This is a genomic window from Aquihabitans sp. McL0605 (assembly GCF_049993875.1).
Taxonomy (GTDB): Bacteria; Actinomycetota; Acidimicrobiia; order Acidimicrobiales; family Iamiaceae; genus Aquihabitans.
In genome coordinates this window covers 1897644-1922902 of sequence record NZ_CP188252.1, presented here as the reverse complement: position 1 = coordinate 1922902, position 25259 = coordinate 1897644, and the positions used below count along the sequence as shown (strand labels likewise).

Annotated in this window: 18 protein-coding genes; 12 read left to right on the top strand and 6 right to left on the bottom strand. The window is 71.9% G+C overall.

Going from position 1 to position 25259, the window contains the following annotated elements:
* Nucleotides 1-58 precede the first annotated feature (58 nt).
* From ACPPVX_RS08720 to ACPPVX_RS08685, 8 genes are all read left to right on the top strand, one after another.
* Complete coding sequence (locus ACPPVX_RS08720; RefSeq protein WP_426574506.1) at nucleotides 59-1417, top strand: NAD(P)-binding protein; 1359 nt, start codon at nucleotides 59-61, stop codon at nucleotides 1415-1417.
* On the top strand, nucleotides 1414-2913 hold the full coding sequence (locus tag ACPPVX_RS08715; RefSeq protein WP_426574505.1) for a carotenoid oxygenase family protein: 1500 nt from the start codon (nucleotides 1414-1416) through the stop codon (nucleotides 2911-2913). Before ACPPVX_RS08720 ends, ACPPVX_RS08715 begins: the two co-directional genes overlap by 4 nt.
* On the top strand, nucleotides 2910-4268 hold the full coding sequence (locus ACPPVX_RS08710) for an FAD-dependent oxidoreductase (RefSeq protein WP_426574504.1): 1359 nt from the start codon (nucleotides 2910-2912) through the stop codon (nucleotides 4266-4268). Before ACPPVX_RS08715 ends, ACPPVX_RS08710 begins: the two co-directional genes overlap by 4 nt.
* Nucleotides 4265-7528 (top strand): ATP-binding protein, encoded by a 3264-nt coding sequence (locus ACPPVX_RS08705; RefSeq protein WP_426574503.1) that lies wholly within the window; start codon nucleotides 4265-4267, stop codon nucleotides 7526-7528. Before ACPPVX_RS08710 ends, ACPPVX_RS08705 begins: the two co-directional genes overlap by 4 nt.
* A 387-nt stretch (nucleotides 7529-7915) precedes the next feature.
* Nucleotides 7916-8320 (top strand): DUF7144 family membrane protein, encoded by a 405-nt coding sequence (locus tag ACPPVX_RS08700; protein WP_426574502.1) that lies wholly within the window; start codon nucleotides 7916-7918, stop codon nucleotides 8318-8320.
* Between the two features lie 58 nt (nucleotides 8321-8378).
* Nucleotides 8379-8504, top strand: coding sequence for a hypothetical protein (locus ACPPVX_RS08695; RefSeq protein ID WP_426574501.1), 126 nt, complete (start codon nucleotides 8379-8381; stop codon nucleotides 8502-8504).
* Nucleotides 8505-8613: 109 nt separating this feature from the next.
* Nucleotides 8614-10212, top strand: a complete 1599-nt coding sequence (locus ACPPVX_RS08690) for an MFS transporter (protein ID WP_426574500.1) — start codon at nucleotides 8614-8616, stop codon at nucleotides 10210-10212.
* Between the two features lie 84 nt (nucleotides 10213-10296).
* On the top strand, nucleotides 10297-11037 hold the full coding sequence (locus tag ACPPVX_RS08685; protein WP_426574499.1) for a hypothetical protein: 741 nt from the start codon (nucleotides 10297-10299) through the stop codon (nucleotides 11035-11037).
* Nucleotides 11038-11047: 10 nt separating this feature from the next.
* Here the strand turns inward: ACPPVX_RS08685 and ACPPVX_RS08680 are convergent, their stop codons facing one another.
* The 6 genes from ACPPVX_RS08680 to ACPPVX_RS08655 all read right to left on the bottom strand — a co-directional run bounded on the left by ACPPVX_RS08680 (nucleotide 11048) and on the right by ACPPVX_RS08655 (nucleotide 19072).
* Nucleotides 11048-11992 carry an alpha/beta hydrolase gene (locus ACPPVX_RS08680; protein ID WP_426574498.1) on the bottom strand — a complete coding sequence of 315 codons (945 nt, stop codon included), beginning with the start codon at nucleotides 11990-11992 and terminating at the stop codon, nucleotides 11048-11050.
* Between the two features lie 29 nt (nucleotides 11993-12021).
* The gene (locus ACPPVX_RS08675) at nucleotides 12022-12753 is read right to left on the bottom strand and encodes an ABC transporter ATP-binding protein (protein ID WP_426574497.1); all 732 of its coding nucleotides are present in this window, start codon (nucleotides 12751-12753) and stop codon (nucleotides 12022-12024) included.
* The gene (locus ACPPVX_RS08670; protein ID WP_426574495.1) at nucleotides 12750-15569 is read right to left on the bottom strand and encodes an ABC transporter permease subunit; all 2820 of its coding nucleotides are present in this window, start codon (nucleotides 15567-15569) and stop codon (nucleotides 12750-12752) included. Before ACPPVX_RS08670 ends, ACPPVX_RS08675 begins: the two co-directional genes overlap by 4 nt.
* A gap of 54 nt (nucleotides 15570-15623) precedes the next feature.
* Nucleotides 15624-16931, bottom strand: coding sequence for an ABC transporter substrate-binding protein (locus ACPPVX_RS08665; RefSeq protein WP_426574494.1), 1308 nt, complete (start codon nucleotides 16929-16931; stop codon nucleotides 15624-15626).
* A 236-nt stretch (nucleotides 16932-17167) separates the two neighbouring features.
* Nucleotides 17168-17806, bottom strand: a complete 639-nt coding sequence (locus tag ACPPVX_RS08660) for a TetR/AcrR family transcriptional regulator (RefSeq protein ID WP_426574493.1) — start codon at nucleotides 17804-17806, stop codon at nucleotides 17168-17170.
* Between the two features lie 63 nt (nucleotides 17807-17869).
* Complete coding sequence (locus ACPPVX_RS08655) at nucleotides 17870-19072, bottom strand: cytochrome P450 (protein WP_426574492.1); 1203 nt, start codon at nucleotides 19070-19072, stop codon at nucleotides 17870-17872.
* 158 nt (nucleotides 19073-19230) lie between these two features.
* Between ACPPVX_RS08655 and ACPPVX_RS08650 the strand changes: the two genes are divergently transcribed.
* From ACPPVX_RS08650 to ACPPVX_RS08635, 4 genes are all read left to right on the top strand, one after another.
* A complete protein-coding gene (locus tag ACPPVX_RS08650; protein ID WP_426574491.1) occupies nucleotides 19231-19545 on the top strand; it encodes a hypothetical protein in 315 nt (104 codons plus the stop codon).
* 75 nt (nucleotides 19546-19620) lie between these two features.
* Nucleotides 19621-20871: an amidohydrolase family protein gene (locus tag ACPPVX_RS08645; RefSeq protein ID WP_426574490.1), complete on the top strand. Its 1251-nt coding sequence runs from the start codon at nucleotides 19621-19623 to the stop codon at nucleotides 20869-20871.
* Complete coding sequence (locus ACPPVX_RS08640; protein WP_426574489.1) at nucleotides 20868-24443, top strand: indolepyruvate ferredoxin oxidoreductase family protein; 3576 nt, start codon at nucleotides 20868-20870, stop codon at nucleotides 24441-24443. Before ACPPVX_RS08645 ends, ACPPVX_RS08640 begins: the two co-directional genes overlap by 4 nt.
* The gene (locus tag ACPPVX_RS08635; protein ID WP_426574488.1) at nucleotides 24440-25165 is read left to right on the top strand and encodes an EthD domain-containing protein; all 726 of its coding nucleotides are present in this window, start codon (nucleotides 24440-24442) and stop codon (nucleotides 25163-25165) included. Before ACPPVX_RS08640 ends, ACPPVX_RS08635 begins: the two co-directional genes overlap by 4 nt.
* Nucleotides 25166-25259: the final 94 nt, after the last annotated feature.

The following is a 25259-nucleotide window of genomic DNA, read 5'->3' as shown; positions in this document are numbered from 1 at the left end:
GACCATGGACGGGTCGACCGCGTCCGGTCGGCACCGTTGCGGGGCGGGAGGTGGGACGATGCCGATCGATTCCGGAGCGCGGGTGTGCATCGTCGGTGCCGGGCCCGCGGGCCTGGCCACAGCGCACCGGCTCCGCCACGCCGGCTACGCCCACGTCACCGTGCTGGAGAAGCTCCCCGACGTGGGCGGCCTGTGCCTCACCTACGAGTACGAGGGCCGGGCCTTCGACCTGGGCGCCAACTACGTCACCTCCGCCTACCGGCGCATCCGGCGGATGGCCGAGGAGGTCGGCGCGTCGATGTACATCGAGGCCGACGCCAGCTTCTACGACACCACCACGCGGCGCTACCAGTCGATCCGGCAGACGGCCCAGGGCTCCACCTCGTTCCTCCGGTTCGGGCTCGACTGCGTGCGCTACCTGTTCAAGCGGCGGGCGCTCGACCGGTACCTCCCGGCCACCGGCTACGGCGACATCGACACCCGTCCCGAGCTGCTGTGCTCGTTCGGCGAGTGGCTCGACGCCGAGGGGCTCGCCGAGCTGCGGACCCTCTTCGAGATCCCGATCACGCTCATGGGCTACGGCGTCCTCGACGAGATCCCGGCGCCCTACGCGCTCACCTACATGAGCGTGCCGACGGTCATCGACCTGATCATCTACGGCTCGCTGCCGTTCCACCGCTGGCCGCGCCGGTTCGTCAACGGCTTCCAGCGGTTCTGGGAGCGGGTGGCCGAACCGCTCGACGTTCGCACCGACGTTCAGATCTCGCAGATCGTCCGGACCGCCGACGGCGTGACCGTGACCGCCGACTTCCCGGTCCGCGTCGACGACCACATCGAGCGGCAGGTCGAGACCCACCAGTTCGACTGGCTGGTGCTGGCCTGCCCGCTGCAGCACGAGGTGCTCGGGCGGTTCCTCGACGAGACGCCGGAGGAGGCCGAGCTGTTCGACCGGATCTCGTTCAACCCGTTCTGCGTGACGACCTACGACCTCGACGCGTCGGGCGAGGACGGGCTGCACACCCGGCTGGTCAACGTGATCCCGATCCCGGCGCGGGGCACGTCTCGGCCGACGATCCTCACCCAGCAGTTCAGCGACGATCCCCTCGTCACCTTCTACACACCGGTCGACGCGTCCGGCGACAGCGTCCGCGACGACGTGCTGAAAGGCGTCCGCGGGTTCGCCGACGAGCTGGGGATCGTCCTCGGCGACACGCCCGTCACGTGGGACAACTTCCCGTACTTCCCGCAGGTGACCGTGGAGGACTTCCGGGCCGGCTGGTACCGCCGGGTCGAGGCGATGCAGGGCCAGAACCGCACCTTCTACAACGGAGGGATCCTGGCCTTCGAGCTGATCGAGCCGATCGTCGAGTACTCCGACGCCCTCGTCGCCCGCTTCTTCAGGGGGTCCGGACGATGACCGCGATCGGATCGGCCCCCACGTCCACCGCCGCCGACCCCCTCACCGCGAAGGGCCTGACCGCCGGGTTCACCGACCTCATGGAGGAGGCCGACGCCGACCTCGAGGTCGAGGGCACCATCCCCGAGTGGGTGGTCGGCGGGTTCGTCCGCAACGGCACCGCCCGCTGGATGATGGGCGGGACCCGCCTGAACCACTGGTTCGACGGCACCGCGATGCTCCACCGCTTCGGCATCGAGGCCGGCCGGGTGCACTACCGGAACCGGTGGCTGCGCAGCGCCAACTACGAGGCGGTGGTCGAGACGGGACGGAACGAGTACGCCCAGTTCGGCACCGACCCGAAGCGCTCGTTCTGGGGCAAGGTCATCGCCTCGCTCGACTTCTCGCTCCAGATCGGCAACAACGACTTCATCACCGTGACCGAGCTCGGCTCCGAGTGGATCTCGGTGGGGGAGACGCCGACGCAGATCTCGATCGACATCGAGAGCCTCGACACCAAGGGGATCTTCCGCTTCAAGGACCGGATGATCAGCATGTGGACCTGCAGCCACATGCTCCACGACCGGGCTCGTGGGCGGGTCTACAACTACAGCATCTTCGCCTTCCCGGGCTTCTCCCGGTACCGGGTCTGGCACATCGACGAGAACGACCACACCCGGACGCAGCTGGCGACGGTGAAGGATCCGCGACCCTCGTGGATGCACAGCTTCGGGATGAGCGAGCGCCACATCGTGCTGGCCCAGTTCCCCCTGAAGCTCGACGCGTTCCAGCTGTTCACGAGCGGCTTCACCGGTCGTCCGATCGAGCGGTGCATGCACTGGCACGAGGGCATGCCCACCCGGACGGCCGTGCTCGACAAGGAGACCGGCGCGGTGGTGGCGACGGTGGAGCTGCCGGCGATGTTCGCCTTCCACATCCTGAACACGTGGGACGAGGACGACCACGTGGTGCTCGACGTGGTGGCGTACGACGATGCCGCGGCCGTCGGCCACATGTACTTCGACTCCCTCCTCGGCCCCGAGGGCGGCGACGTGCCGCCCTCCCGGATCGTCCGGTACCGCATCCCGCTCGACGGCTCGGCGCCGGCGCCCGGGCAGCGCATCAGCGACGCGGTGATCGAGATGCCGAGGATCCACGGCGCCCGATCGTCGCTCCCGTACCGGTACGCCTACGGACAGAGCTGGAGCCGGCCGGGGCGCTTCTACGACCGGTTGGTCAAGATCGACACCCACGGCGCCGACCCGTCCTCCAACGCCACCGCGTGGGGGCGCGACGGCTGGCTGCCGTCCGAGCCGGTGTTCGTGCCCCGCCCCGGGGGGACGGCGGAGGACGACGGGGTGGTGCTGGCCGTGGTCCTCGACGTCGCGGGCGAGGAGCCCTCCTCGTTCCTGGTGGTGCTCGACGCCGCCACGTTCACCGAGGTCGCCCGGGCCACGGTGCCCCACGTGGTGCCGTTCGGCCTGCACGGCGAGTTCGTCGGGCCGGCGAGCCGGTGACCGCGTCGCCTGGCCTCCGGGTCGTCGTCATCGGGGCCGGGCCCGGTGGGCTCGCCGCGGCGCGGCTGCTGCAGCTCCGCGGGCACAGCGTCACGGTGCTCGAGCGGCTCGACCGCGCCGGCGGCATGTGCCACTCCGTCGAGCACGACGGCCGGTGGTTCGACATCGGCGGCAACTACGTCACGAGCGACTACCGAGAGGTCCTGGCGCTGGCGAAGGAGCTCGACCTCCCGCTGGTCACCGACCAGTCGCTCGTCCACCAGAAGGCGATGGACCCGGTGAGCGGCAAGGTGGTGGACGCCACCGAGGTGTTCAACGCGGGCCACTCGATGTTCGCGTTCCTGATCGCTGCCATCCGGTACTTCGGCTGGCAGTGGAGGTACCGCCGGATGGTCTCGGCCCCCGGGTACCGCGGCGTCGCCGACCTCGACGACCTCATGGTCCCGTTCGGCCCGTGGCTGCGCAGCCACAAGATGGCGCCGCTCCAGAAGCTGTTCAGCCTGCCCATCACCGCCATGGGCTACGGCCCCCTCGACGAGGTGCCCACCCCGCACGCCCTCCGGTACCTGAACGCGTCGATCTTCTGGTCGCTGCTCAAGACCGGGCTGCACATCCCGCAGGCCTGGCCGAAGCGGTTCGTCGGCGGGTTCGGCTCGATGTGGCAGGTGGTGGCCGACCAGCTCGACGTCGAGTACGACACGACCACGATCTCGGTGGCGCGCGCCGAGACGGTGCGCGTCGTCACCGAGCGGGGCGGGGAGCGCCAGACCCGTGAGTTCGACCGCCTGATCCTGGCCATGCCGCCCAGCGACGCCCTCGGGTTCCTCGACGCCACCGAAGCCGAGCAGGCGCTCTACGCCGAGGAGACGGTCCTCTACAACCGCTACGTGGTGGCCACCGCCAACGTGACCGGGTTCCCGTGGTGGGTGGTGAACGAGCTGCAGCCCGGCCTCGACGACACGCCGGCCTGGCCGGAGCAGGACGGTCATCCGTTCATCTTCGGCCAGCAGTGGGAGCACGCCGAGCTCACGCTCTTCTACGCGCCCATCGCCACCGACGTCGGCCGGGATCAGATCGAGGCGCAGATGAAGGCCGATGCCGTGAAGTCGGGCCGCACGGCGGACCCCCCGATGACGTGGGGCACGTGGCAGGACTACGCCGAGTGGCCGCGGTACTTCCCACGGGTGAGCCTCGCCGACATGGAGAGCTTCGACGGCGGGCCCGGCTGGTACGACCAGGTCGAAGCGATCCAGGGCGACAACCACACGTACCTCTGCCACAGCGTGCTGTCGTTCGAGCTGGTCGAGCGCGTCGCCCGCTACGCCCGAGACCTGGTGGAGCACCGGTTCCGGTGAGCCTGACCTGCGAGACGTGCGGTCGGATCAGCCCGGAGGGCGATGCGTTCTGCCCGGGGTGCGGGACCCGGCTCCCCGCGGCGGCGCCCTCACCGGCGCGTGCGCTCGCCGGCGAGCGGCGTCAGCTGACCCTGCTCTTCTACGACCTGGTCGGCTCCACCGAGATCTCCACGCGCGTCGACACCGAGGACCTGCAGCTGGTGATGGCGCGCTACCAGGACATGTGCGGCCGGATGGTGCGCGACGTGGGCGGGTACGCGGCCAACACCATGGGCGACGGCGGGCTCGTCTACTTCGGCTACCCCGAGGCGCAGGAGGACGATCCCTTCCGTGCGGTACTGGCGGCCCAGGCCATGCTCGACGAGCTGCCGGTGCTGAACGACGCGCTCCACGCCGACTTCCCCTCGTTCACCGACGAGCTCCAGATGCGCATCGGCATCCACAGCGGCATGGTCGTGCTGGGCGAGGAGGGGTCCGACCTCGGTTCTGGGCGCCTGGCGATCGGTGAGGCGCTCAACATGGCCTCGCGCATCGAGACGGCGGCGCCCGTGAACGGCATCGCCGTGTCCGACGTGACGGCGCGGCGGGTGCACGGCGTCGTCGACCTCACCTCGCTGGGCCTGGTCCAGCTGAAGGGGATCGACGGGCCGGTGGAGCTCCACCGCGTCGAGCGGATCCGCCCCGGCCAGTCGCGGTTCACCTCGGCGCAGGCCATCGGGCCGTTCGTCGGGCGGGAGGGCGAGCTGGCCCGGCTCGAGGCGGGCTGGGCCGGGGCGCAGGCCGGCCGGGCGGCCATGGTCGTGCTCAGCGCCGATGCCGGTCTGGGCAAGAGCCGCCTCCACAACCACCTGCGCCGCGGCCTCGGCAGCACGGTCCACACCTGGTTCGAGCTGTACGGCTCGGCCGTCATGGGCCAGAGCGCATTCCACCCGATCATCCAGGTGATCCAGCAGGTCCTCGAGCTCGACGGCCGGACGGTCGCCGAGCAGCGGACCCGGCTGGTCGACGCCCTCGCGCTGGTCGGCCTCGATGCCCCCGACCTCATCAGCCACCTCGCCCACCTCGTGGGCGTGGAGGACGACGCCGACGCCGGCACGGTGAATGCCGACGGCACCACGGCCGACGGACGGCGCCGGGCCGTGATCGACGCTATCTGCACCTGGTGGCTGGCCATCGCCGACCGCCTCCCGACGGTGATCGTCGCCGAGGACCTCCACTGGTTCGACCCGTCGACCCTCGAGGTGCTCCGCGAGCTGTGGCGCCGGGCGGAGGGCCACGCCCTGCTGATCATCGGCACCACCCGCCCGGGCACCGACATCACCTGGGACGACCGCGTCGAGGTCATCGACCTGGAGCCGCTCGCCTTCGAAGCCGTGACCTCCCTCGTCGAGCGCCTGGCCGAGGACGGCGAGCTGTCGCCGGTGCAGCTGACGCAGATCGCGGCGCGCAGCGACGGTGTCCCCCTGTTCGCCGAGGAGCTGGTCCAGGCCGCGCTCGACGCCGGCGGCAACGTGGACGCGGTGCCCGAGACGCTGCGGGAGCTGATGAGCTCGCGGCTGGACCGCCTCGGTCCGGCCAAGGAGGCGCTCCAGCTCGCCGCCCTGCTGGGCCGGGAGTTCCCGCGCAACCACCTCGCCGCGGTGGCCGAGGTCGCCGACCTCGACGTCATCCTCGACGTCCTCATCGAGCAGCGCTTCATCGTCCGCCGCGTGGCGGGCGACCAGCCCCGGTTCCTGTTCCGCCACGCGCTGCTCCAGGACGCGGCGCGCGACTCCATGCTGCGGCGCCGCCGCGAGGCCGAGCACCGGCGCATCGCCCAGCTGCTCATCGACGAGTTCGCCGGCACCCGCGATGCCCGCCCGGAGATCATCGGCCACCACTACGCCGAGGGGGCCGAGCCGGCGCTGGCCGTCGAGCAGTTCCGCCTCGCGGGCCACGAGGCCATCGGCCGGGCGGCGCTGCGCGAGGGGGCGGCTCACCTCACCCGATCGATCGAGGTGCTCGCCGAGGTCGATCCCTCGGAGGACCACGACCAGCTCGAGATCGAGCTGCACCTCCAGCTGGGCAGCGCCCTCGCCCTCAGCGACGGGATGCGGTCGCCGCGCGCCACCGAGGTGCACGAGCGCGCCGTCGAGCTGTGCCGGCGGACCGACCCGCGCAACCACCGCTACGGCCAGGCGCTCAACGGCGTGCTCCAATCGCACGTCACCGCCGGCCGGTTCGACGACGCCCTGGCCACCGGCGAGGAGCAGCTGCGGTGGGCCACCGAGACCGGCAGCCGGACGGCCCAGCTCTCGGCCCACGCCGCGCTGTGCCAGGTCCACTTCTGGCCGGGGCGGTACGGCAGCTGCTGGGAGCACGCCACGCGCGCGTGGGAGCTGTACGACCCGAGCGACCCGATCGAGGAGCGCCAGGCCGTGGGCATCGACAGCGGCCTCACCGCGCTCACCTTCGCCGCCGTCGGGGCCTGGGCCCTGGGCCACCTCGGCGAGTCGCGCGACCTCGCCGATCGCGCGCTGGAGCTGGCCAAGGCCCAGGACGACGTGTACCAGGTGGCGTTCACCGCGGCCTACCTCTCCATGCACGCGATCATGCTGAACGAGGCCGAGCGGTGCCGGGCGCTGGCGCTCGAGGGCCAGGAGCTCGCGATCCGGCACGGGTTCCTCCCCATGCAGGGGCTGACCACCTACACGCTCGGCTGGGCGCTCGCCGAGCTGGGCGATCCCGCCGGTCTCGATGTGGCCCGCGAGGGCGTCAACCAGCTGGCAGGGATGGGTGTCGGCATCGGCGCCCCCGGCTGCATGGCGGTCCTGGCGGAGATGTGCGCCAAGGACGGTGCGATCGAGGAGGGCTTCGGCTACGCGGCCCTCGGCGAGGCCATGGCCGCCGACCTCGCCCAGGACTTCTACACCGCTGAGATCCACCGGTCGGTCGCCCTGCTCCAGCTGGCCACCGCCGATGCCGCCGACGCGGCGGACGACCCCGAGGCGGCAGACGCCGCCCTCGCCGCCGCCGATGCGGCTGCCGACGCGGGCATCGCCATGGCGCGTGCGCAGCGGGCGCCGAGCCTGGAGCTGCGCGCCGTGCAGCCGAAGCTGACCCTCCTCCACCGGCGAGGGGAGCACCATGCGGCCCGCGATCTGCTCGCCGAGGTGGTCGACCGGTTCCCGCCCGACAGCCACGGCGTCGACCTCGACCGCTCGCGCGCCGACCTCGACGATCCCGCCCGCTGGACCGCGCCGGTCACCAGCCCCCGCTGACTCCCGGTCACGCCTGACGACACCCCATCCCCCCGGACCTGGCACGGATCCGGGTCCCGGGCGGCCCGGATGGGTGCCGGGATCGGTGGGGGGACCATCCGAGCGGGCCGATTCGAGCTGTGTCAGAATTTGCCCAGGTACGGTCACCCGTACGGGTGACCGGTGGAGAGGGTCGATGGGGCCGACACGCCAGCCGATCGAGGATCACCCCGTGCACCGCGGTGCACCCGGCGGGGTGAGCGGCGCCTCTCCTCGTTTCGCGGCGGCCCGCACCGGGCCGATCGGCCTCGCGGCCCCGCGGCTCACGTTCTGCCGTCGACGACGGTGGGTCCGGCGGTAGCGACGGACCGGCGCGCCCGCGCCATCGCTGCGACAAGGAGGAAGACCATGTCGGAAGAGAACCCAAGTGGTTGGGCCGTGGGCTGGGCGTCGTTCGCGGCGTTCATGCTGTTCGTCGCCGGGACGCTCCAGTTCTTCTCAGGGCTGGCGGCGATCCTGAACGACGGCTACTTCGTGATCGGCAGCGACTACGCGTTCAAGTTCAACGTCACCACGTGGGGCTGGATCCACGTGATCATCGGCATCGTCGTGTTCTGCTCGGGCCTCGGCATCTTGAAGGGCCACGTGCTCGGGCGCACCGTCGGTGTGTTCGCCGCGTGCGCCAGCCTGCTCGCCAACTTCCTGTGGCTGCCGTACCAGCCGGTGTGGTCGACGGTGATCATCGCCGTGTGCGTCGCGGTGATCTGGGCGCTGACCGCTCACGGGCGGGACGTCGAGGCCATGCGCGGCTGACGCCGTCCGTCCCCGTGCACGTCGTCCCGGCAGGTCGCCGGGGTGGGAGCCGGTCGTCTTGGGCCGTACCAGGACCGCCGTCTCCGCTTCAGAGGAGGGCCACGTGGCCAAGAAGAAGGACAAGAAGAGCAAGAAGAGCAAGAAGAAGGACAAGAAGAAGAAGGGCAAGAAGAAGAAGAAGTAGGCGCGGCGGGGCCGGCGCCGGGGGCTCCCGGTGCCGGCCCGGCCCGCGCCGCCCGCCGTCCGTGGCACCATCCTGTGGTGAACCACGAGCGGGAGCGGAGCGAAGGACCATGACCAGCCCGGTGAACGGCCCGGAAGCGGCTGTCGACCAGAACCCTGGGCGGCTCGGCCTCCTGCTGGCCATGGCGATGTTCGTGCTGGTCGTCGACACGTCGATCATGAACGTGTCGATCTCCGCGGTGGTGAAGGACCTCGACACCACGGCCAGCGGCGTGCAGTCGGCGATCGCCCTGGAGGCGCTGGTCTCGGCCGCGTTCATCCTCATCAACAGCAAGGTCGGCGACCTGATCGGGCGCAAGCGGGCCTACGTCCTGGGCCTGTGCGCGTACGCGGTGGGCGCGCTCGCCATGACCGTGGCGCAGGACCTGCGGGCGATGATCATCTTCTGGGCGATCCTCGGCGGCCTGGGTGCCGCCCTGCTGCTGCCGGCCATGCAGTCGCTCATCCACGGCAACTTCACCGGCACGGCCCAAGCCAAGGTGTACGCCCTGGTGGGCGCGGCGGCGGCCATCGCCGCCGCGGTGGGCCCGCTGCTCGGCGGGTTCATCACCACCTACCTGTCGTGGCGGGTCGGGTTCGCGCTCGAGGTGGTGATCATCGCCATCGTCTTGTCGCAGATCAAGCTGGTGCAGGACGTGCCCTACACGGGCGAGCGGGGGATCGACCGCGTCGGCGCGCTGCTCTCGGTCGTGGGCATGGGCGGGCTCGTCCTCAGCATCCTGGTGTGGCAGGAGGGCGGCGAGGCCGTCGGCGCGCTGCTGGTGGTCGGGGGCGCGGCGCTGTTCGGGTTCGCTCGGTGGCTGGTGCGCCGCAAGCGCGAGGGCAAGCTCGCGCTGATCGACGCCGGCCTCTTCTCCTCGCCGAACTTCCGGGTCGGCATCACCTCCCAGATGTTCAACCAGACGGCGCTCGGCGGGGCCATGATCGCCCTGCCGCTCTTCTTGCAGATGGCCCTGGGCTACGACGCCATGAAGGCCGGCCTCTCGATGGCGCCGCTCTCGCTCACGATGTTCGCGGTGGCCGTCGTCGCCGGGAAGCGGGCGGGCCGGCGGCGCCCGGCGGCGATCATCCGCGTCGGCTTCGCCCTCACCGCGGTGGGCTTCGCGGTGATCGTCCCGATCGTGCCCCGAACCGGCTCGGGCCTGGCCCTGGCGATCCCGCTGGTGATCGCCGGCGTCGGGATGGGCCTGCTGGTGTCGCAGCTCAACAACTACGCGCTGGCCCCCATCTCCCAGGAGCGGATCAGCGAAGCGGCCGGGGTGAACTCGGCGGCGGGCTCGTTCGGGCTGTCGTTCGGGCTGGCCTTCGCCGGCGGGATCATGCTCGCCACCCTGTCGTTCGCGTTCACCAACCTCAGCAACGACAGCGCGGTGCTCCCGCCGCAGGACAAGCAGCAGGTGTCGACGGTGCTCGAGCACGACGCCGAGGTGATGAGCGACGCTCAGCTCCAGGCGCAGATCTCCGGGCAGCCGGCGGCCATCCAGGCCGAGATCATCCGGATCAACGACGAGGCGCGCGACCGGGCCCTGCAGGTCGCGATGCTCGTACCGGTCAGCGCGGCGGTGCTCGGGTTCCTCAACTCGTTCCGGATGATGCGCCTGCCCGACATCGAGCCGGCGGCCGACATTGAAGCGGCCGCCCTGGGCTGAGCGCGACGGTTGCTCCGGGGCGGCCGCGCCGGTCAGCATCGACGAGGCGCTCCCCGCAGGGCGCGCCGCGAGAGGGGAGTGCGGATGGCGAAGGTCGTGTTGGTGCACGGGGCGTTCAACGAGCTGTGGGGCCCCAACGAGCTCAAGGCCCGGTGGATGCCGGCGCTGCGCGACGGGCTGTGGCACCAGGGCGCCCAGATCGCCGATGACGACGTGGCCGTCTGCTTCTACGGCGACCTGTTCCGCCGCGATCCGGAGGCGGCCGACGCCGCCGCGTTCGAGGCGTCGCGGGCGGGCGCGGCCGAGCTGCTCACCAACCTCGGCGGGAGCATCGACATGGTCAGCCAAGCGGCCGGTGAGGCCGCGTTCGATCGGACGGTCGACCTGGTGGCGATCATGACGACGATGCCCGACCTCCAGGCGCGCGTCTGGGAGCGCATCGATGCCGCGGTCACCGACGACACCCGTGTGATCGTCGGCCACAGCCTCGGGTCGGTGGTGTCGTACAACGCGCTGCGGCGCAACCCGCACTGGAAGGTGCACACCCTGGTGACCCTGGGCTCGCCGCTCGGCCAGCCGATGGTGACCGGTCAGCTCGATCCGCCCATCGGCGAGGGGGCGGGCTGGCCCGGCTCGGTGCAGCGCTGGGTGAACGTGGCCGCCGTGGGCGATCGCGCCGCTTCGGTGACCGCCCTGGCCGAGGTCTACGACGAGCGGGTCGAGGACGTCCTGGTCGACAACGGCCATCGCGCCCACGACCCCGAGCCCTACCTGAACGCGGTGCCCACCGGCGCCGCCGTCGCCGCCGCCCTGGCCGCCTCCTGACGGGCGGCGCTCAGCCGGCGAAGAGGTCCCGCAGCCACCGTTCCGCCTCGCCGACGGCGGCGAGGGAGGTGGTCGACTCTGGAGCGACGAGGTCGAAGCCGTGCGGAGCGCCGGCGTAGATCTGCACGTCGGTGGGCACCCCGGCATGGATCAGGCGGGTGGCGTAGGTGACGTCCTCGTCGAAGAAGCGGTCGGCGGCCCCGACCAGCACCAGCGTGGGCGGGAGCCCGTCGAGGCGCTCGGCCCGGGCCGGCGCCGCGTAGGCGGGGACGTCATCGCCGAGCTCGGTGCCGAGGTAGGACCGCCAGCCGAACTCGTTGGAGGTCTGCGACCAGATCGGCGCCTCCCAGGTGCTCGACGCGGTCTGCTGGCGGTCGTCGAGCATCGGGTAGAAGAGCAGCTGCCCGGCGAGGGCGATGCCCCGGTCGCGGGCGGCGAGGGCGAGCCCGGCGGCCAGGCCGGCACCGGCGCTGGCGCCGCCGACGACGATCCGACCCGCGTCGATGGCGTGGTCGGCCGCCGCCGCCAGCACCCACTCGAGCGCCCGGACGGCGTCGTCGTGCGCCGCGGGGTACCGGTGGTCGGGTGCGAGGCGGTAGTCGACCGAGGCCACGAAGCAGCCGAGGTCCTCGGCCCACCGCTGCATGCGGACGCTGTCGAGCGCAGCCGAGCCGATGACGTAGCCGCCGCCGTGGAACCAGACCAGCGCGGGGTGGGGGCCGGGCGCGGTGGGGGTGTACGTGTCGATGGCCACGCCGGCATCGGCGTCGAGGACCACCCGATCGGCGCGGACGAAGTCGGAGGCCGGCGGCTCGGGCATGGCGGCGGAGACCGCGGCTCGCATGCCGGCCAGGTCGAAGTCGGGCGTGCCGAAGCCGAAGCCGAGGTCGAAGTCGGCGAGGTGCTCGAAGTCGGCGGCGAGCGGTGGGATGAAGGGGGGATCGGTGGTGGTCATGGCGGAGCCCTCAGCTCGAGCGGGAGGGTTCAGCTCGGGACGGCGGCCTCGTCGGCGGCATCGACGTCTCCGAAGTACGCCTGCTCGATCCGCGAGTCGCCGCGCAGGGCCTCGGCCTCGTCGTGCAGGACGATCGTGCCCCGGTTCAGCACGATGGCCTCGTCGGCCACCTCGAGCGCCAGGTTCACGTGCTGCTCGACGAGCACGATGGCGGCCTCGTGGTCGGTGGCGATCTCGCGGACGGTGCTGAACAGCTGCTCCACCACCAGCGGCGCCAGGCCCATGCTCATCTCGTCGACGAGCAGCACCTTCGGCTGCTGGATGAGCGCACGGGCCATGACGAGCATCTGCTGCTCGCCGCCCGAGAGCGCGCCGGCCGAGACCTTCCAGCGCTTCTCGAGCGCGGGGAACGTGGCGATCATGTCCTTGGGGGAGGGGCCGCCGCGCTGGCTGGCCACCTCGAGGTTCTGCTCGACCGTGAGGGTGGTGAACAGGCAGCGGTCGTCGGGCACGAGCACGATGCCCGCCTTGCTGGCCGCGTTGGGCCGGCCGCCGTGGAGCGCCACGCCGTCGATGCTGACCGTGCCCGCCTTCGAGGGGAGCAGGCCGGCGAGGGTGAGCAGCAGCGTGGTCTTGCCGGCCCCGTTGGGGCCGAGGAGCGTGAGCACGCGCCCGGCCTCGAGGTCGAGGTCCAGGTCTCGGAAGACGATCGAGGACCCACGGCCGCCCGTGAGCCCGCTGCACGCGAGGCGGGGGGTCATGCCATCGCTCCCGACGGTGAGGCGGGCCCGGCGACCGGCTTGGCGGTAGCCGGAGGAGCGGCGGCCAGGGACGGCTCGGCGGTGTCGTCGTTGCGGACGGAGCCGAGGTACGCCTCGGCCACGGCCGGGTCGGAGCGGATGGCCGAAGGTGGCCCGTGGGCGATGACCCGGCCGAAGTCGAGCACGTAGATGAGGTCGCACACGCCCAGCACCAGCGAGACGTCGTGGTCGACCAGCAGCACGCCGGTGCCGCCGCCCGCGATGTCGCGGATGCGGTCGGCGAGGCGGGTGCGCTCGGTGCCGTCGAGACCGGCGGCGGGCTCGTCGAGGAGCAGGACCTCGGGCTCGGCCACGCAGGCCCGGGCGATGGAGACCAGCTGGCGCTCGCCTTGGCTGAGGTCGCCGGCGGGGCGCTCGCTCAGGGCGCCGATCCCCACCCGGGCGAGGGCGGCGGCGATGGCGTCTTCGCGATCGGCCTGGCCGGAACCGAAGGCCGCCACGCTCACGTTCTCCTCGACCCACAGGTCGTCGTAGAGCTCGAGCGACTGGAAGGTTCGGCCCATGCCGGCGCGGACCCGGGCGTGGGGCTTGAGGCCGGAGATGTCGTTGCCGTCGAGGGTGACGGTGCCCCGGGCCGGGGCGAAGCCGGTGATGGCGTCGATGACGCTGGTCTTGCCGGCACCGTTGGGCCCGATGAGGCCCACGATCATCCCGGCGCCCACCTCGAGCGTGACCTCGTTGACGGCCACCACGCCGCCGTAGCGGACGGTGAGCTCGTCGACGGCCAGCACCGTGCGGGCCGGGACCACCGGCAGGCGCTCGGGCTTGGCCTCGGCTCCGAGGGCATCGACGGCGTCGGCCTCGTCGGCGGTGCGGGCGGTGGTCTTGCCCCGCCGGGCGGCCAGCCGGTCGGCGAGCGCGTGGCCCGAGCCGGCCAGGCCCTCGGGGTTGGTGATGAGGGTGACGATGAGCAGGACGCCCATGATCACGGCGTACCAGGCACCCAGGTGGATCCAGGTGCCGACGGCCAGGAACACCACGCCGGTGGTGGCCAAGATGCCGGCCATGATGCCGCCCCACACCGAGGTGACCCCGGCGAGGTAGGCGGTGGACAGGAGGGCTAGGCCGCCGAGGGCGGTGAACGAGTCGTAGGTGACGACGGTGCGCCGGTACGCCAGGAGGCTGCCGCCCAGGCCGGCGATGAACGAGGCGATGGCGAAGGAGATGACCTTGACCCAGACCACGTTCACGCCCACGCCGGCGGCGGAGCGCTCGTTGGCGCGCACGGCGAGCATGGCCGAGCCGAGCGAGCTGCGGCGCAGGAGGGCGACGCCGACCGCCACCAGGACGAGGGTGAAGAGGCACACGAGACCGAACTGGATCCGGGGGAAGGCGTGGCCGATGCCGATGCTCAGGTCGACGCCGAACAGCTTCGGCGGGGTGGCGCGGGCTCCGGCGGAGCTGACGATGTCGGTGTTCTTGAACCAGAGCGCCTCGATCGCGTAGGCGAACGCCAGCGTGACCACGCCCAGCGTCAGGCCGCGCAGGCGGAGGGCGGGCAGGCCGATGAGCACGCCCACGAATGCGGCGACCAGGGCGGCGAGCAGCGGGGCGATCGGGAACGGGATGTGCCAGCTCTGGGTGAGGTAGCTCAGCGTGAAGGCGGCGACCCCGGCGAGCGCGAGCTGGGCGAGCGACACCTGGCCGGCGTAGCCGGTGACCACGACGATCGACAGCCCGATGATGGCGGCGATGAAGCTGCCGATGACCGCCGCGCGCCACTGGCCGCTGGTGGCCAGCAGGGCCACGAGCCCGATGGACGAGCCGATGATGACCGGGAGGAGCAGCCCCCGGGCCCGGGGCGCCTTGCCGAGCGACTGCTGGGCCAGGCCGCCGCGCGTGGGCATGTCGCGGCCGGCGACCAGGAGGGCGATGAGGATGACGATCAGCGGGACCAGCTCGGAGGCGCCGGTGTGGGGCATCCAGCTGTGCTTGCCGGCCAGCGTGATCGCCTCGGACTGCAGCATGCCGATGCCCAGGCCGGCGACGGCGGTGACGATCAGGTACTGGAACCGCCCCACGACAGCGGCGGCAAGAGCCGGCACCACGAAGAGCGTGTAGGTGATGGGGGTGAGGGGGCTCAGCGGGGCGATGAGGATGCCGGCGGCGCCGGCGACGCAGGCGCTCACCATCCAGTTGAGCAGCGCCACCCGGTCGGGCGAGATGCGGCTGACGTAGGCGCCGGTCTGGGACTCGGCGACGGCTTGGGTGACCAGGCCGAACCGGGTGAACCGGTAGACGGCGGCCAGCCCGAGGGTGAGCCCCATCACCGCCAGGGCGAGGTAGGCGCGGTCCGAGAGGATGAGGACCGAGCCGAGCTTCCAGCGCTGGACCAGGAAGAGGGGAGCGACGCTGATGGGCGCCGTGCCCATGCGCACGGCGAGGGCTCCCTGCATGATGACCAGGACGCCGAGCGAGGCGACGGCCTGGGCGAGCTGCGGCGCATCGCGCAGCGGTCGGAAGACCACCAGGTAGAGGACCGCCCCCAGGATGGCGGCGAACACCATGGCGATGGCCGCCGCCGGCCCGAAGGCCAGCGGCGAGCCGAGGTCCACGCTGTTCTTGAACCCGGGGATGATGACGAGCAGCTCACCCCTGCGCAGGCCGGCGTACACGTACGCCACGTAGAGGGCGATGACCCCCGTGCCGAAGTTGACCACCCCGGAGCTGCGGTAGGTGATGACGATCGCGACGGCGAGCGCCGCGAACACCCCGCCATTGCCGAGGCCGAGCATCATGCTCGCGATGTGATCCACGGGTGTCTCCGTTGGTGTGTTCTTCGGGGGGCCTGCGAGGGGTGAGCCCGCTGGTTACGACTCGAACGGCTCGCCGACCGTGTACTTGGTGGGTCGGCCCTTCGAGTCGAGCTGTGCCTGGAGGGTCTGGTTGGTGCAGACGGTGACCGGGTAGTTCTTCGACTGGCCGGCACCGCACTGGTACTTGAGGCCGGCCGCACCGGGGTACTCCGACAGCTTCATGGTCTTGATGGCGGTGTTGGCCGTGTCGGGGGTGACGTCGCCCTTGACGCCCTGGAGCGAGGTGAGCAGACCGCTCATGGCACCGTAGGCCTGCATCGTGATCGAGTCGTCGATCAGCTTGGTGTCGGGGGCGAAGGTGCGCATGATGGCGTCGTAGAGCTGGTAGCTCGGGTCGTCGCTGGCGCCGACGGCCGCGGTGGCGGTGACGTACATGCCGTCGAGGATCTCCGGCGGGGCCGACTTCCGGGTGGCATCGGTGATGCACTGGGTGATGGAGGTGACGGTGCCGTCGTAGGCCACGGCCTGCAGGCCCTGGAACGCTGCGATGCAGAAGGCGTCGTTGCCGATGACGTGGACGAGGCCGGCGCCGCTGCTGGCGACCTCCTGCATCTGCGGGGTCATGTCGGCGGTGCCGGCGGGCACCTTCACGAGCACGTAGTCGAGGCCGGCCTTCTTCATGGCGGCGGGACCGGTGCTCTCGAAGACGGCGACGGCCTGGGGCACGTCGATGACGACGAACGCCAGCTTCTTCACCTTCTGCTGCTTGGCCACCGAGAACGGCAGGCTGAACAGGGCGCTGGTGCCGTCGTAGACCACGTAGGTGTAGTTGGGCGACTTCAAGATCGAGTCACCGTTGGCCGCCATGATGAACATGGGGATCTTGGCCTTGTTGATGGGCTCCCACGCCGATTCGGCCACGGCCGACTGGGCGAGGGCCACGGCGGCCACGTTCTTCTGGACGAGCTGGTTGCCGCAGTCGGTGGCGCCTGCGGGGTCGCCGCCGGTGGTGCAGGTCTCGAGCTCGACCTTGTGGCCGGCCACGCCCGCCTGGTGCTCGTTGAAGTAGTCGACCGAGGCCTTGGCGGCGTCGAGCTCGCTGGTGTTGTCGAAGGCGTCGGTGGCGCCGTCGGAGATGAACCCGAGCTTGATGGTGCTGCCCGTGGCCTTGTTCACGGGGCCCAGCAGGGTCTCGACCTTCGACTTGGTGGGGGCGGTGGTGGACGCCGAGGCCCCGCCTGACCCCGCATCGCTCGATCCCGCGCAGGCGCTGACCGCGAGCAGCAGCACGGCGCTCCCGGCCACCGCGGCGATCCTGAAGCTCCGGCGTGCAGCCTGCTTGTGGTTCCCGGCGTTTCGCATGTACCCCTCCGACTCGATGGTCGTTCTGATCCGAATGTGATGGTGGACGTCAGCGCTTCGACGACGCCGGCCGTGGCCGAGCGATCCCCGATGCGCTCCCCTGCGCCCGGCGTAACTTAGTGCACGCTCACTTCCATCGCCATGTGCTGACGCTGGTCCTGGGCGGCCCTGGTGTGCATGATGTTTCCGCTACGTGGAAGGCAGCTTCTCACAGGCGGAAACGGTACTAGATCAGCTCAGCGCGCGCCGCTCGGCGGTTCGCCGGCGGCGATCGCGGCCTCCACCAGGCCGATCACCCAGGTGAGCCCGGCGGTGGCCTGGCCCGGATCGAGGTCCCAGTCGGCGACCAACCGCTCGAACGCGGCGACGCTCCACAGCACGTCGAAGACCGCGGCGACGGTCCGGCGGTCCGCCGGCGACCACCCGGCGGTGCCCGCCCCGACCGCGTCGAGCAGAGCCTGCTGCTGGCGCGCCTTGGCCTCCGACAGCGTGGGGTCGAGCGTCGGCCGGGCGGTGGGCGGGAACGACGCCACGTGCTCGAAGAGCCGGGTGGTGAGCGCGGCGAGGTCTTCGAGCCGCATGCCCTCGAGGCTGATGTCGGCCTCCTGCTCGAGCCGGTGCATCACCGCGTCGCGCAGGCCGCGCTCGGACTCGAAGTGGCGGTAGATGGTGCGCTCGTTCACGCCGGCGCGCTCGGCCACGGCCCGCACCGTGAGCCCCTGGAACTCGCGGACGGGCGCGCCGTGGAGCAGCTCGGACCCCGCGGTGACGATCCGCTCGCGGGTCTCGGCGGCCCGCTGGCGGCGCAGCGTGTTGTCGTAGGCGCGGCGAGGAGGCGCGGGCTCGGGTGCGTCGGGGGCCGGGGGAGCACTCATGACGGTGGCGATGCTACGGACGCCGGCGCCGGGGTGCGGCGCCGGCCCGTCCGGCCTCGGCGGTCAGGCCCGGGTGGTGATCGGGAGCGACTCCCAGCCGCGCACCGTGGAGGTGGGCGCGGTGCGGGCGTTGACCATGTCGACGTCCCACTCGGGGAAGCGGGTGAGCACCTCGTCGAGCGCCACCCGGCCCTCGAGCCGGGCCAGCGCGGCGCCCAGGCAGAAGTGGATGCCGTACCCGAACGTGATGTGGGTGCCGTCGGCGCGGTGGATGTCGAACCGGTCCGGGTCGGGGAAGCGGCGGTCGTCGTGGTTGGCGGAGCCGTTCAGCATGAGCACGGCGCTGTTCTCGGGGATGGTCTGGCCGTGGAGCTCGACGTCTCGGGACGTGACCCGCCCGGCGTGGGGTGCCGGCGTCTCGAAGCGGAGCAGCTCCTCGATGGCACCCGGGATGAGCGACCGGTCCTCCACCAGCTCGCGCCGCTGATCGGGGTGCTCGGCCAGGACCTTGCCGGACCAGCCGATGAGGCGGGCGGTGGTCTCGTTGCCGGCGCCGGCCACCACCGCGAGGTAGGTGAGGATCTCGGGCCGGGTGAGGGTGCGGACGGTGCCGGTCTCGTCCTCGAACTCGGCGTGGAGGAGCTCGGTCATGATGTCGTCGGACGGGTGGTCGGCCCGCCAGTCGATGTACTCCTCGAACAGCTCGCCGTTGCCGAGGCGCTCCGGGTTGACCTCCATCGGCTGGCCCCGCTCGGTGCGGAGGTTGTCGTCGGTCTGGTCGCGGATCGCCATCTGATCGGCTTCGGGGATGCCGAGGAGCATGCCGATGGTCCACATCGGGATCAGCGCACCGAAGTCGGTGACGAGATCGAAGCCCTCCTCGCCCACGAAGGGATCGAGGCTGCGGGCGCAGAACTCCCGGATCTTCGGTTCGAGCGCGGCGACGCGCTTGGGCGTGAACATCCGCGACAGGAGCCGGCGGTGGATCGTGTGCGTGGGCGGATCCTCGAAGATCAAGATCCCGGGCGGCATCTCGATCCCCGACTTGATGAGCTCGAGGATCCCGCCCTTGCCGGAGATGAACGTCGAGGGATCGAGCAGGCTGCGCTCGACGTCCTCGAAGCGGCTCAGGGCGTAGAAGTCGTGCTCGGCGTTGTAGTAGAGCGGTGCCTCGTCGCGCAGGCGCCGGAACGTGGGGTACGGGTCGGCGTCGATGGCCTGGTCGTACGGATCCCAGTACACGTCGCTGGCATTGGTGATGGTCATCCGCGGGTCCCCTCGCAAGTTGGTGTCGGCACACTGACACCAAACACGGGTACTGTCAACCGGAGCGAGCGGGCGCCCGGTGGTGCGCGCTCGGTTCTCGCGCGATGGTTCCCGCAGGGGTTCCATCCCCACCCCACCAGAAGATGAGGAGCCTGACGATGACGATCGAGCTGCAGGCCGGAGCGAGGCTCCGGTCGACGGTGTGCGACACCGAGGTGGCCGTGATCAAGGCACCCGTCGGGGCGGTCGATCTGCGCTGCGGCGGCGCGCCGATGGCGCTGCTCGCCGACGACGCCGCCGAGCGGGGGGCGATCGAGCCCGGCTTCGCCGACGGCACCGCCATCGGCAAGCGCTACAGCGACGACGAGGCGTCGATCGAGCTGCTGTGCACGAAGTCGGGCGAGGGATCGCTGTCGATCGGCGAGGCCGCGCTCGGCCTCAAGGGGGCCAAGCCGCTGCCGTCGTCGGACTGACGGCCCGCACCCGGGCGGCGCGGGATGCGTACACTTGCGGAGTGAGCACTTGCTCACCAACTGAGGAGGTCGGCGTTGGCCGAACGGACGCTGCTGAGGGACGCCAGGGTGCTCACCTGCACCGGGGATCTGGCCGAGGTGCCCTTCGACGGCGACGTCCTCATCGAGGGCGAGCGCATCGCCGCGGTGGCCCACGGCCGGCTCGATGTCGACGAGGGTGCCGTGCGCGTGGTCGACCTCGCCGGCGCCACCGTCCTCCCCGGCCTGGGCGACGCCCACACGCACATCAGCTGGCCGCTCGACTTCGTGTTCGACCATGCCGGCGTGGCCGCCTCGCCCCCCGAGGAGCACATGCTCGACGTGGCGGCCGTGGCCCGCACCTTCCTCGAGAGCGGCTACACGTCGATCATCGGGGCCGGGGTGCTCCAGGCCCACGACGACGTGCTGGCGAAGGAGTCCATCGACAAGGGCCTGATCCCCGGGCCGCGCATCGTGCCCAGCGGGATGATGATCGCCGAGGTCGGCGGGCTCGGCGGTGAGGGCGAGATGATGGACGTCGCGTCGAACGCGGCCGAGCTGCGCGCCATCGTCGCCCAGCAGTGCGACTCGGGCGTCCGGGCGCTCAAGCTGTTCATCTCCGGCGACGGCGTGGTGCCCGAGCACCCGTCCGACGACGTCTACATGGACGACGAGATGCTCCTCGCCGCGGTCGACGAGGCCGACAAGTACGGCGCCTTCCTCACCGCCCACGCCCGCGGTGCCGCCAGCGTGGCCATGGCGGCGCGCACCGGGGTGCGGATCATCCACCACGCCTGCTTCCTCGACGACGAAGCCCTCTCCGAGCTGGAGCAGCGGGGCGACGACGTCTGGGTCTGCCCCGGGCTCCACTACCTCTACGCCGTCGTGAACGGGCACGCCGAGCCGTGGGGCCTCACCGCCGAGCGGATCGACGCGTCGGGCTACCGCATCGAGCTGCCCGCCCAGATCGAGTCGCTCCGACGGCTGCAGGCGGCCGGCATCCCCATCCTCTCGGGCGGCGACTTCGGCCACCAGTGGACCCACCACGGCACCTACGCGGCCGAGCTCCAGCGCTACGTCGACCAGGTCGGCCTGACCCCTGTCGAGGCCATCCACACCGCCACCCGCAACCTGGCCGCCGCCGCCCGGTTCGACACCGGCGAGGTGCGCGAGGGCCTGCTCGCCGACCTGCTGGTCGTCGACGGCGACCCCACGGACGACATCACCGTCCTGCAGCAGCCCGAGCGCCGCCGGGCGGTCATCAAGGGCGGCGCGTTCGCGCACGTCAACCCGGCGATCTACCCGTGACCGACCTGCCCGTCACCGACCCGGCCGCGGGGGAGGCACCGCCCCCGGTGGTACCCGAGGTGGCGGTCCGCCCGCGGCCCACCACCATCCTCTCCGGGGTCGACGCCCTGGCCCGCCTGCTCGTGCTGCGCCAGCAGCTCGACGAGGCCGCCGGCCTGCACACCGCCACCATGGTCTCCGGCTACCCGGGCTCGCCGCTCGGCACGTTCGACCTCACGCTCGAGAAGCTCGGCCCCGAGCTCGCCGCGCACGCCATCCACCACCGGCCCGGGCTCAACGAGGAGCTGGCCGCGGCCACCGTGTGGGGCAGCCAGATGGGCGCGTCGATCGACTACGCCGAGGGCGTCGACGGGGTGGCCGGCGCCTGGTACGGCAAGACCCCGGGCCTCGACCGGTGCGGCGACGTGCTCAAGCACGCCAACGCCATGGGTGCGGGGCCCAACGGCGGCGCCGTGATGTTCTGCGGCGACGATCCGGGCGCCAAGTCGTCCACCCTCAACTGCGACAGCCAGCAGGCGTTCGAGGATGCGTGCGTGCCGGTGCTCTACCCGGGCGACCAGCAGGAGGTGCTCGACCTCGGCGTCCACGCCTTCCACCTGTCGCGCTACGCCGGGGCGTGGGTGGGGCTCAAGGTCGTCACGTCGGTCGCCGACGGCATCGGCAGCGTCGACGTCGGTGCCGACCGCCACCACCCGACCGACCCGGAAGGCGTCGTCATCGCCGGGCAGCCGTGGCAGCACCAGCCGCTCCCCACCATCGGCCCCCACGCGGTGCCCGACCAGGAGGCGCTCGTCGTCGACCTCCGCCTCCAGGCGGCCCGGGCCTACGTCCGCCACAACGGGCTCGACCGCGTCAGCGGCGCCGGGCCGGGCGCCGCCATCGGCATCGTGTGCGCCGGCAAGACCTACTTCGACGTGGTGCAGGCCCTGGCCGACCTCGGCGTCACGGCGGACGAGCTGGCCGCCGCCGGCATCCGGATCCTGAAGCTGGCGATGACCTATCCGCTCGTCGAGGAGACCGTGCTCGAGCTCGCCGACTCGGTCGACGAGGTGGTGGTCATCGAGGAGAAGCGGCCGTTCGTCGAGAGCCAGCTGCGCGCCATCCTCCACGAGGCGCGCCGCACCGTGCCGGTCGTCGGCAAGCGCGACCGTGACGGCAGCCCGCTCAGCTCCACCGTCGGCGAGCTCGATCCGGGATCGGTGGCCAAGATCCTCACCCGGGTGGTGCCGGCGCTGGCGGCGGGCGCCGAGCCGGTCCCGGCCCGCTCGCGGCTGCCCCTGATCGACATCCCCGGCCGGGCGCCGGGGTACTGCAGCGGCTGCCCGCACAACCGCTCCACCGTCGCGCCCGAGGGAGCGCTGGTGGGCGGCGGCGTCGGCTGCCACGGGATCATGTACTTCGAGGCCCGCAACGCCGGCATGAAGCGGCTCCCGCCCACCCCGATGGGGTCCGAGGGGGTGCCGTGGCTGGGCCTGGCGCCCTTCGTCGACGAGCCCCACCTCATCCAGAACATCGGCGACGGCACCCTGAGCCACTCGGGCACGCTGGCCATCCGGGCCAGCATCGCCGGGGGCGTCGACGTGACCTTCAAGATCCTCTACAACGCCGCCGTCGCCATGACCGGCGGCCAAGACGTCACCGGCCTGCTCGACGTGCCGTCGATGACCCGGGCCCTCGAGGCCGAGGGCGTCCGCAAGGTGGTGGTCTGCGCCGAGGACCCGAAGCACTACGGGCGCCGGGCCCGCTGGGCGCGCGGCGTCGAGGTCTTCGGCCGCGGCCGGCTGCCGGAAGTGCAAGAGGAGCTGCGCGCGGTCCCCGGCGTGACCGTGATCATCTACGACCAGCAGTGCGCCGCCGAGGCCCGCCGCCTCCGCAAGCGCGGCGACCAGGTCGAGCCGCCCCAGCGCGTCGTCATCAACGAGGCGGTGTGCGAGGGCTGCGGCGACTGCAGCACCAAGAGCAACTGCCTGTCCGTGCAGCCGATCGACACCGAGTTCGGCGAGAAGCGCGAGATCCACGACCCCTCGTGCAACCGCGACTACACGTGCCTCGAAGGCGACTGCCCCTCGTTCGTCACCATCACGCCGAAGGCGGGCGCGGCGGCCGGCTCGAAGGCGGCGCCGGCGGCGGCCACCCGGCCCCGGCCGACGCTGCCGGCCGGTGCGCTGCCCGGCCCCGAGCTGCCCACCTTCGACCGGCAGTACGGCGTGTGCTTCAGCGGCATCGGCGGCACGGGCGTGGTCACCGCCAACCGGGTGATCGCCGCCGCCGCCGAGGCATCCGGGCTGGTCATCGAGGGCATGGACCAGACCGGGCTCTCCCAGAAGGCCGGCGCCGTGGTGTCGCACCTGCACCTGGCGCGCCAGCGCGACGCGCTCGGCTCGGCGGCCATCGGTCCGGCGGGCGCCGACCTCTACCTGTCGGGCGATGTGCTCCAAGCAGCCTCGTCGGCGCACCTCACCAAGGTCCGGCCCGGCCGCACCATCGCCGTGGTCGACGCCAGCCTCACGCCCACCACGGCGATGCTCCAGACGCAGTCCCACCCGCCCGACGTGGCCGCGCTCCGGGCCGCCATCGCCGAGCGCGTCGGTGCCGAGCGGGTGGCGTTCATCGACAGCAAGGGCATCGCCGACGCGGTGTTCGCCAACCACCTGCTCGCCAACGTGGTGCTCCTCGGGGCCGCCTTCCAGCTGGGCGGCCTGCCGCTCCCGCTCGCCGCCCTCGACGCCGCCCAGGGCGCCGGATCACGGGGGGATCAGAGCCGGGAGGCGTTCGCCTGGGGCCGGTGGGCGGTGCACGATCCCGCCGCCGTGGAGGCGCAGCTCGACGCGGTCGAGGAGACCGCCGCCACCACCGGCATCTGGGACCCGTCCGCCGCGGCCGAAGCCGAGGCATCAGCGCTCGTCGTCGACCGGCAGCTGCCGGCCGAGCTGCGCACCCTGCTGATCCGCCGGGCCGCCCAGGCGATCGACTACCAAGACGCCGCCCGCGCCCGCCGCTTCCTCGACCTCGTCACCACCGTGGCTGCTGCCGACGGCGCCGAGCACGGCTGGGCCCTCACCCGGGCCGCCGCCGAGTCGTGGTTCAAGCTGCTCACCTACAAGGACGAGTACGAGGTCGCCCGGCTGCACCGCAAGGTCGACTACGGCGAGGTGGCCCGCAGCCTCGGCATCGAGGGCGACTACACGGTCACGTACCAGCTCCACCCGCCGGTCCTGCGCCGTCTCGGCCGCAAGACCAAGTTGCCGATGGGCGCGCCGTACCGCCTCGGGTTCGGTGCCCTCGCCCGGATGAAGGGCCTGCGCGGCACCCGCCTCGACCTGTTCGGCCTCGACCGCGACCGCAAGGCCGAGCGGGCGCTGATCGAGGAGTACGCCGCGCTTGTGCCCGACCTCACCGGGACCCGCCTGAGCTACGAGACCCGCGTCGAGCTGGCCGCATCGGCGCAGGCGATCAAGGGCTACGCCGTGGTGAAGGACCGGGCCATCGAGCGCTGGCACGCTCGGGTGACCGACCTGACCAGCCCGTCCTCCGATCCGGCCGCGGCGTCCTCCTCCTCGTCGATCTCGTGATCCAGCGCCTCCGCTTCGCCACCATGCGGGAGGGCGCCGACCCTGCTCGCTTCGAGTCGGCCCTCAACGCCCTCGCCGCGGTCGCCCTCGGTGAGCCGGACGAGGTTCGTCCGGCGCGGGCGACGGTCTCCATCACGCTTCCCGATCTCGTCGATGGCCCGGCTCGCCACGATGGCGTCCTCGCCTTCTGGTTCACCGACGACGCCAACCTCGCCCGGTTCGAGTCGGTCGTCGCCGGTGCCGGCGGCGCTGGTCTCGCGGGTGAGGAGTTCGGTGCGATCGGCGACATCGAGACGAGCCCGGTGGTGGTGGCCGAGCCGATCGTGGTGCGCGGGGAGGCGTGGCTCGACGACCGCTGGGTCGATGGCAGCCCCCGGTTCAAGCACCTCGCGCTGGCGGTGAGGGCCGAGGGCCTGACCCACGCCGAGGTGTCGGTGCGCTGGCGCGATCACGCGGGCAGTGCCCGTCCGGCCGGTGCCGCTGCGCCGGCCCCCATCCCCGCCGAGGCCCGCGGCGCGGCCTACGTCCAGGACCACCCGAGGCCCAGGACCGACGGTGGCTGGGCCTACGACGCCATCAGCGAGGTCTGGTTCGACACCGTCGCGGCCCTCCAGGCGCGCATCGCCTGGTTCGCCCAGAACCAGGTGGGCCGAGAAGCCGACGACCTGTTCGCCCGCTCCTGGTTCCTGCCCGTCCGCGAGCAGGTCGTCTCGAAGCGCTGAAGCCTCCGTCCCACGCCGCTGGACCACAAGACCCCCGTCGTGTGTGCACAACCGTGTCCCTGCGACTCGCTTCTGCACGGGGTGCCGGGCGGAA

Coding starts and splice junctions, on each gene's coding strand:
- ACPPVX_RS08720 (WP_426574506.1), top strand. CDS start 59: ATGCCGATCGATTCCGGAGCGCGGGTGTGCATCGTCGGTGCCGGGCCC.
- ACPPVX_RS08715 (WP_426574505.1), top strand. CDS start 1,414: ATGACCGCGATCGGATCGGCCCCCACGTCCACCGCCGCCGACCCCCTC.
- ACPPVX_RS08700 (WP_426574502.1), top strand. CDS start 7,916: ATGTCGGAAGAGAACCCAAGTGGTTGGGCCGTGGGCTGGGCGTCGTTC.
- ACPPVX_RS08690 (WP_426574500.1), top strand. CDS start 8,614: ATGACCAGCCCGGTGAACGGCCCGGAAGCGGCTGTCGACCAGAACCCT.
- ACPPVX_RS08685 (WP_426574499.1), top strand. CDS start 10,297: ATGGCGAAGGTCGTGTTGGTGCACGGGGCGTTCAACGAGCTGTGGGGC.
- ACPPVX_RS08680 (WP_426574498.1), bottom strand. CDS start 11,992: ATGACCACCACCGATCCCCCCTTCATCCCACCGCTCGCCGCCGACTTC.
- ACPPVX_RS08675 (WP_426574497.1), bottom strand. CDS start 12,753: ATGACCCCCCGCCTCGCGTGCAGCGGGCTCACGGGCGGCCGTGGGTCC.
- ACPPVX_RS08665 (WP_426574494.1), bottom strand. CDS start 16,931: ATGCGAAACGCCGGGAACCACAAGCAGGCTGCACGCCGGAGCTTCAGG.
- ACPPVX_RS08660 (WP_426574493.1), bottom strand. CDS start 17,806: ATGAGTGCTCCCCCGGCCCCCGACGCACCCGAGCCCGCGCCTCCTCGC.
- ACPPVX_RS08655 (WP_426574492.1), bottom strand. CDS start 19,072: ATGACCATCACCAATGCCAGCGACGTGTACTGGGATCCGTACGACCAG.
- ACPPVX_RS08650 (WP_426574491.1), top strand. CDS start 19,231: ATGACGATCGAGCTGCAGGCCGGAGCGAGGCTCCGGTCGACGGTGTGC.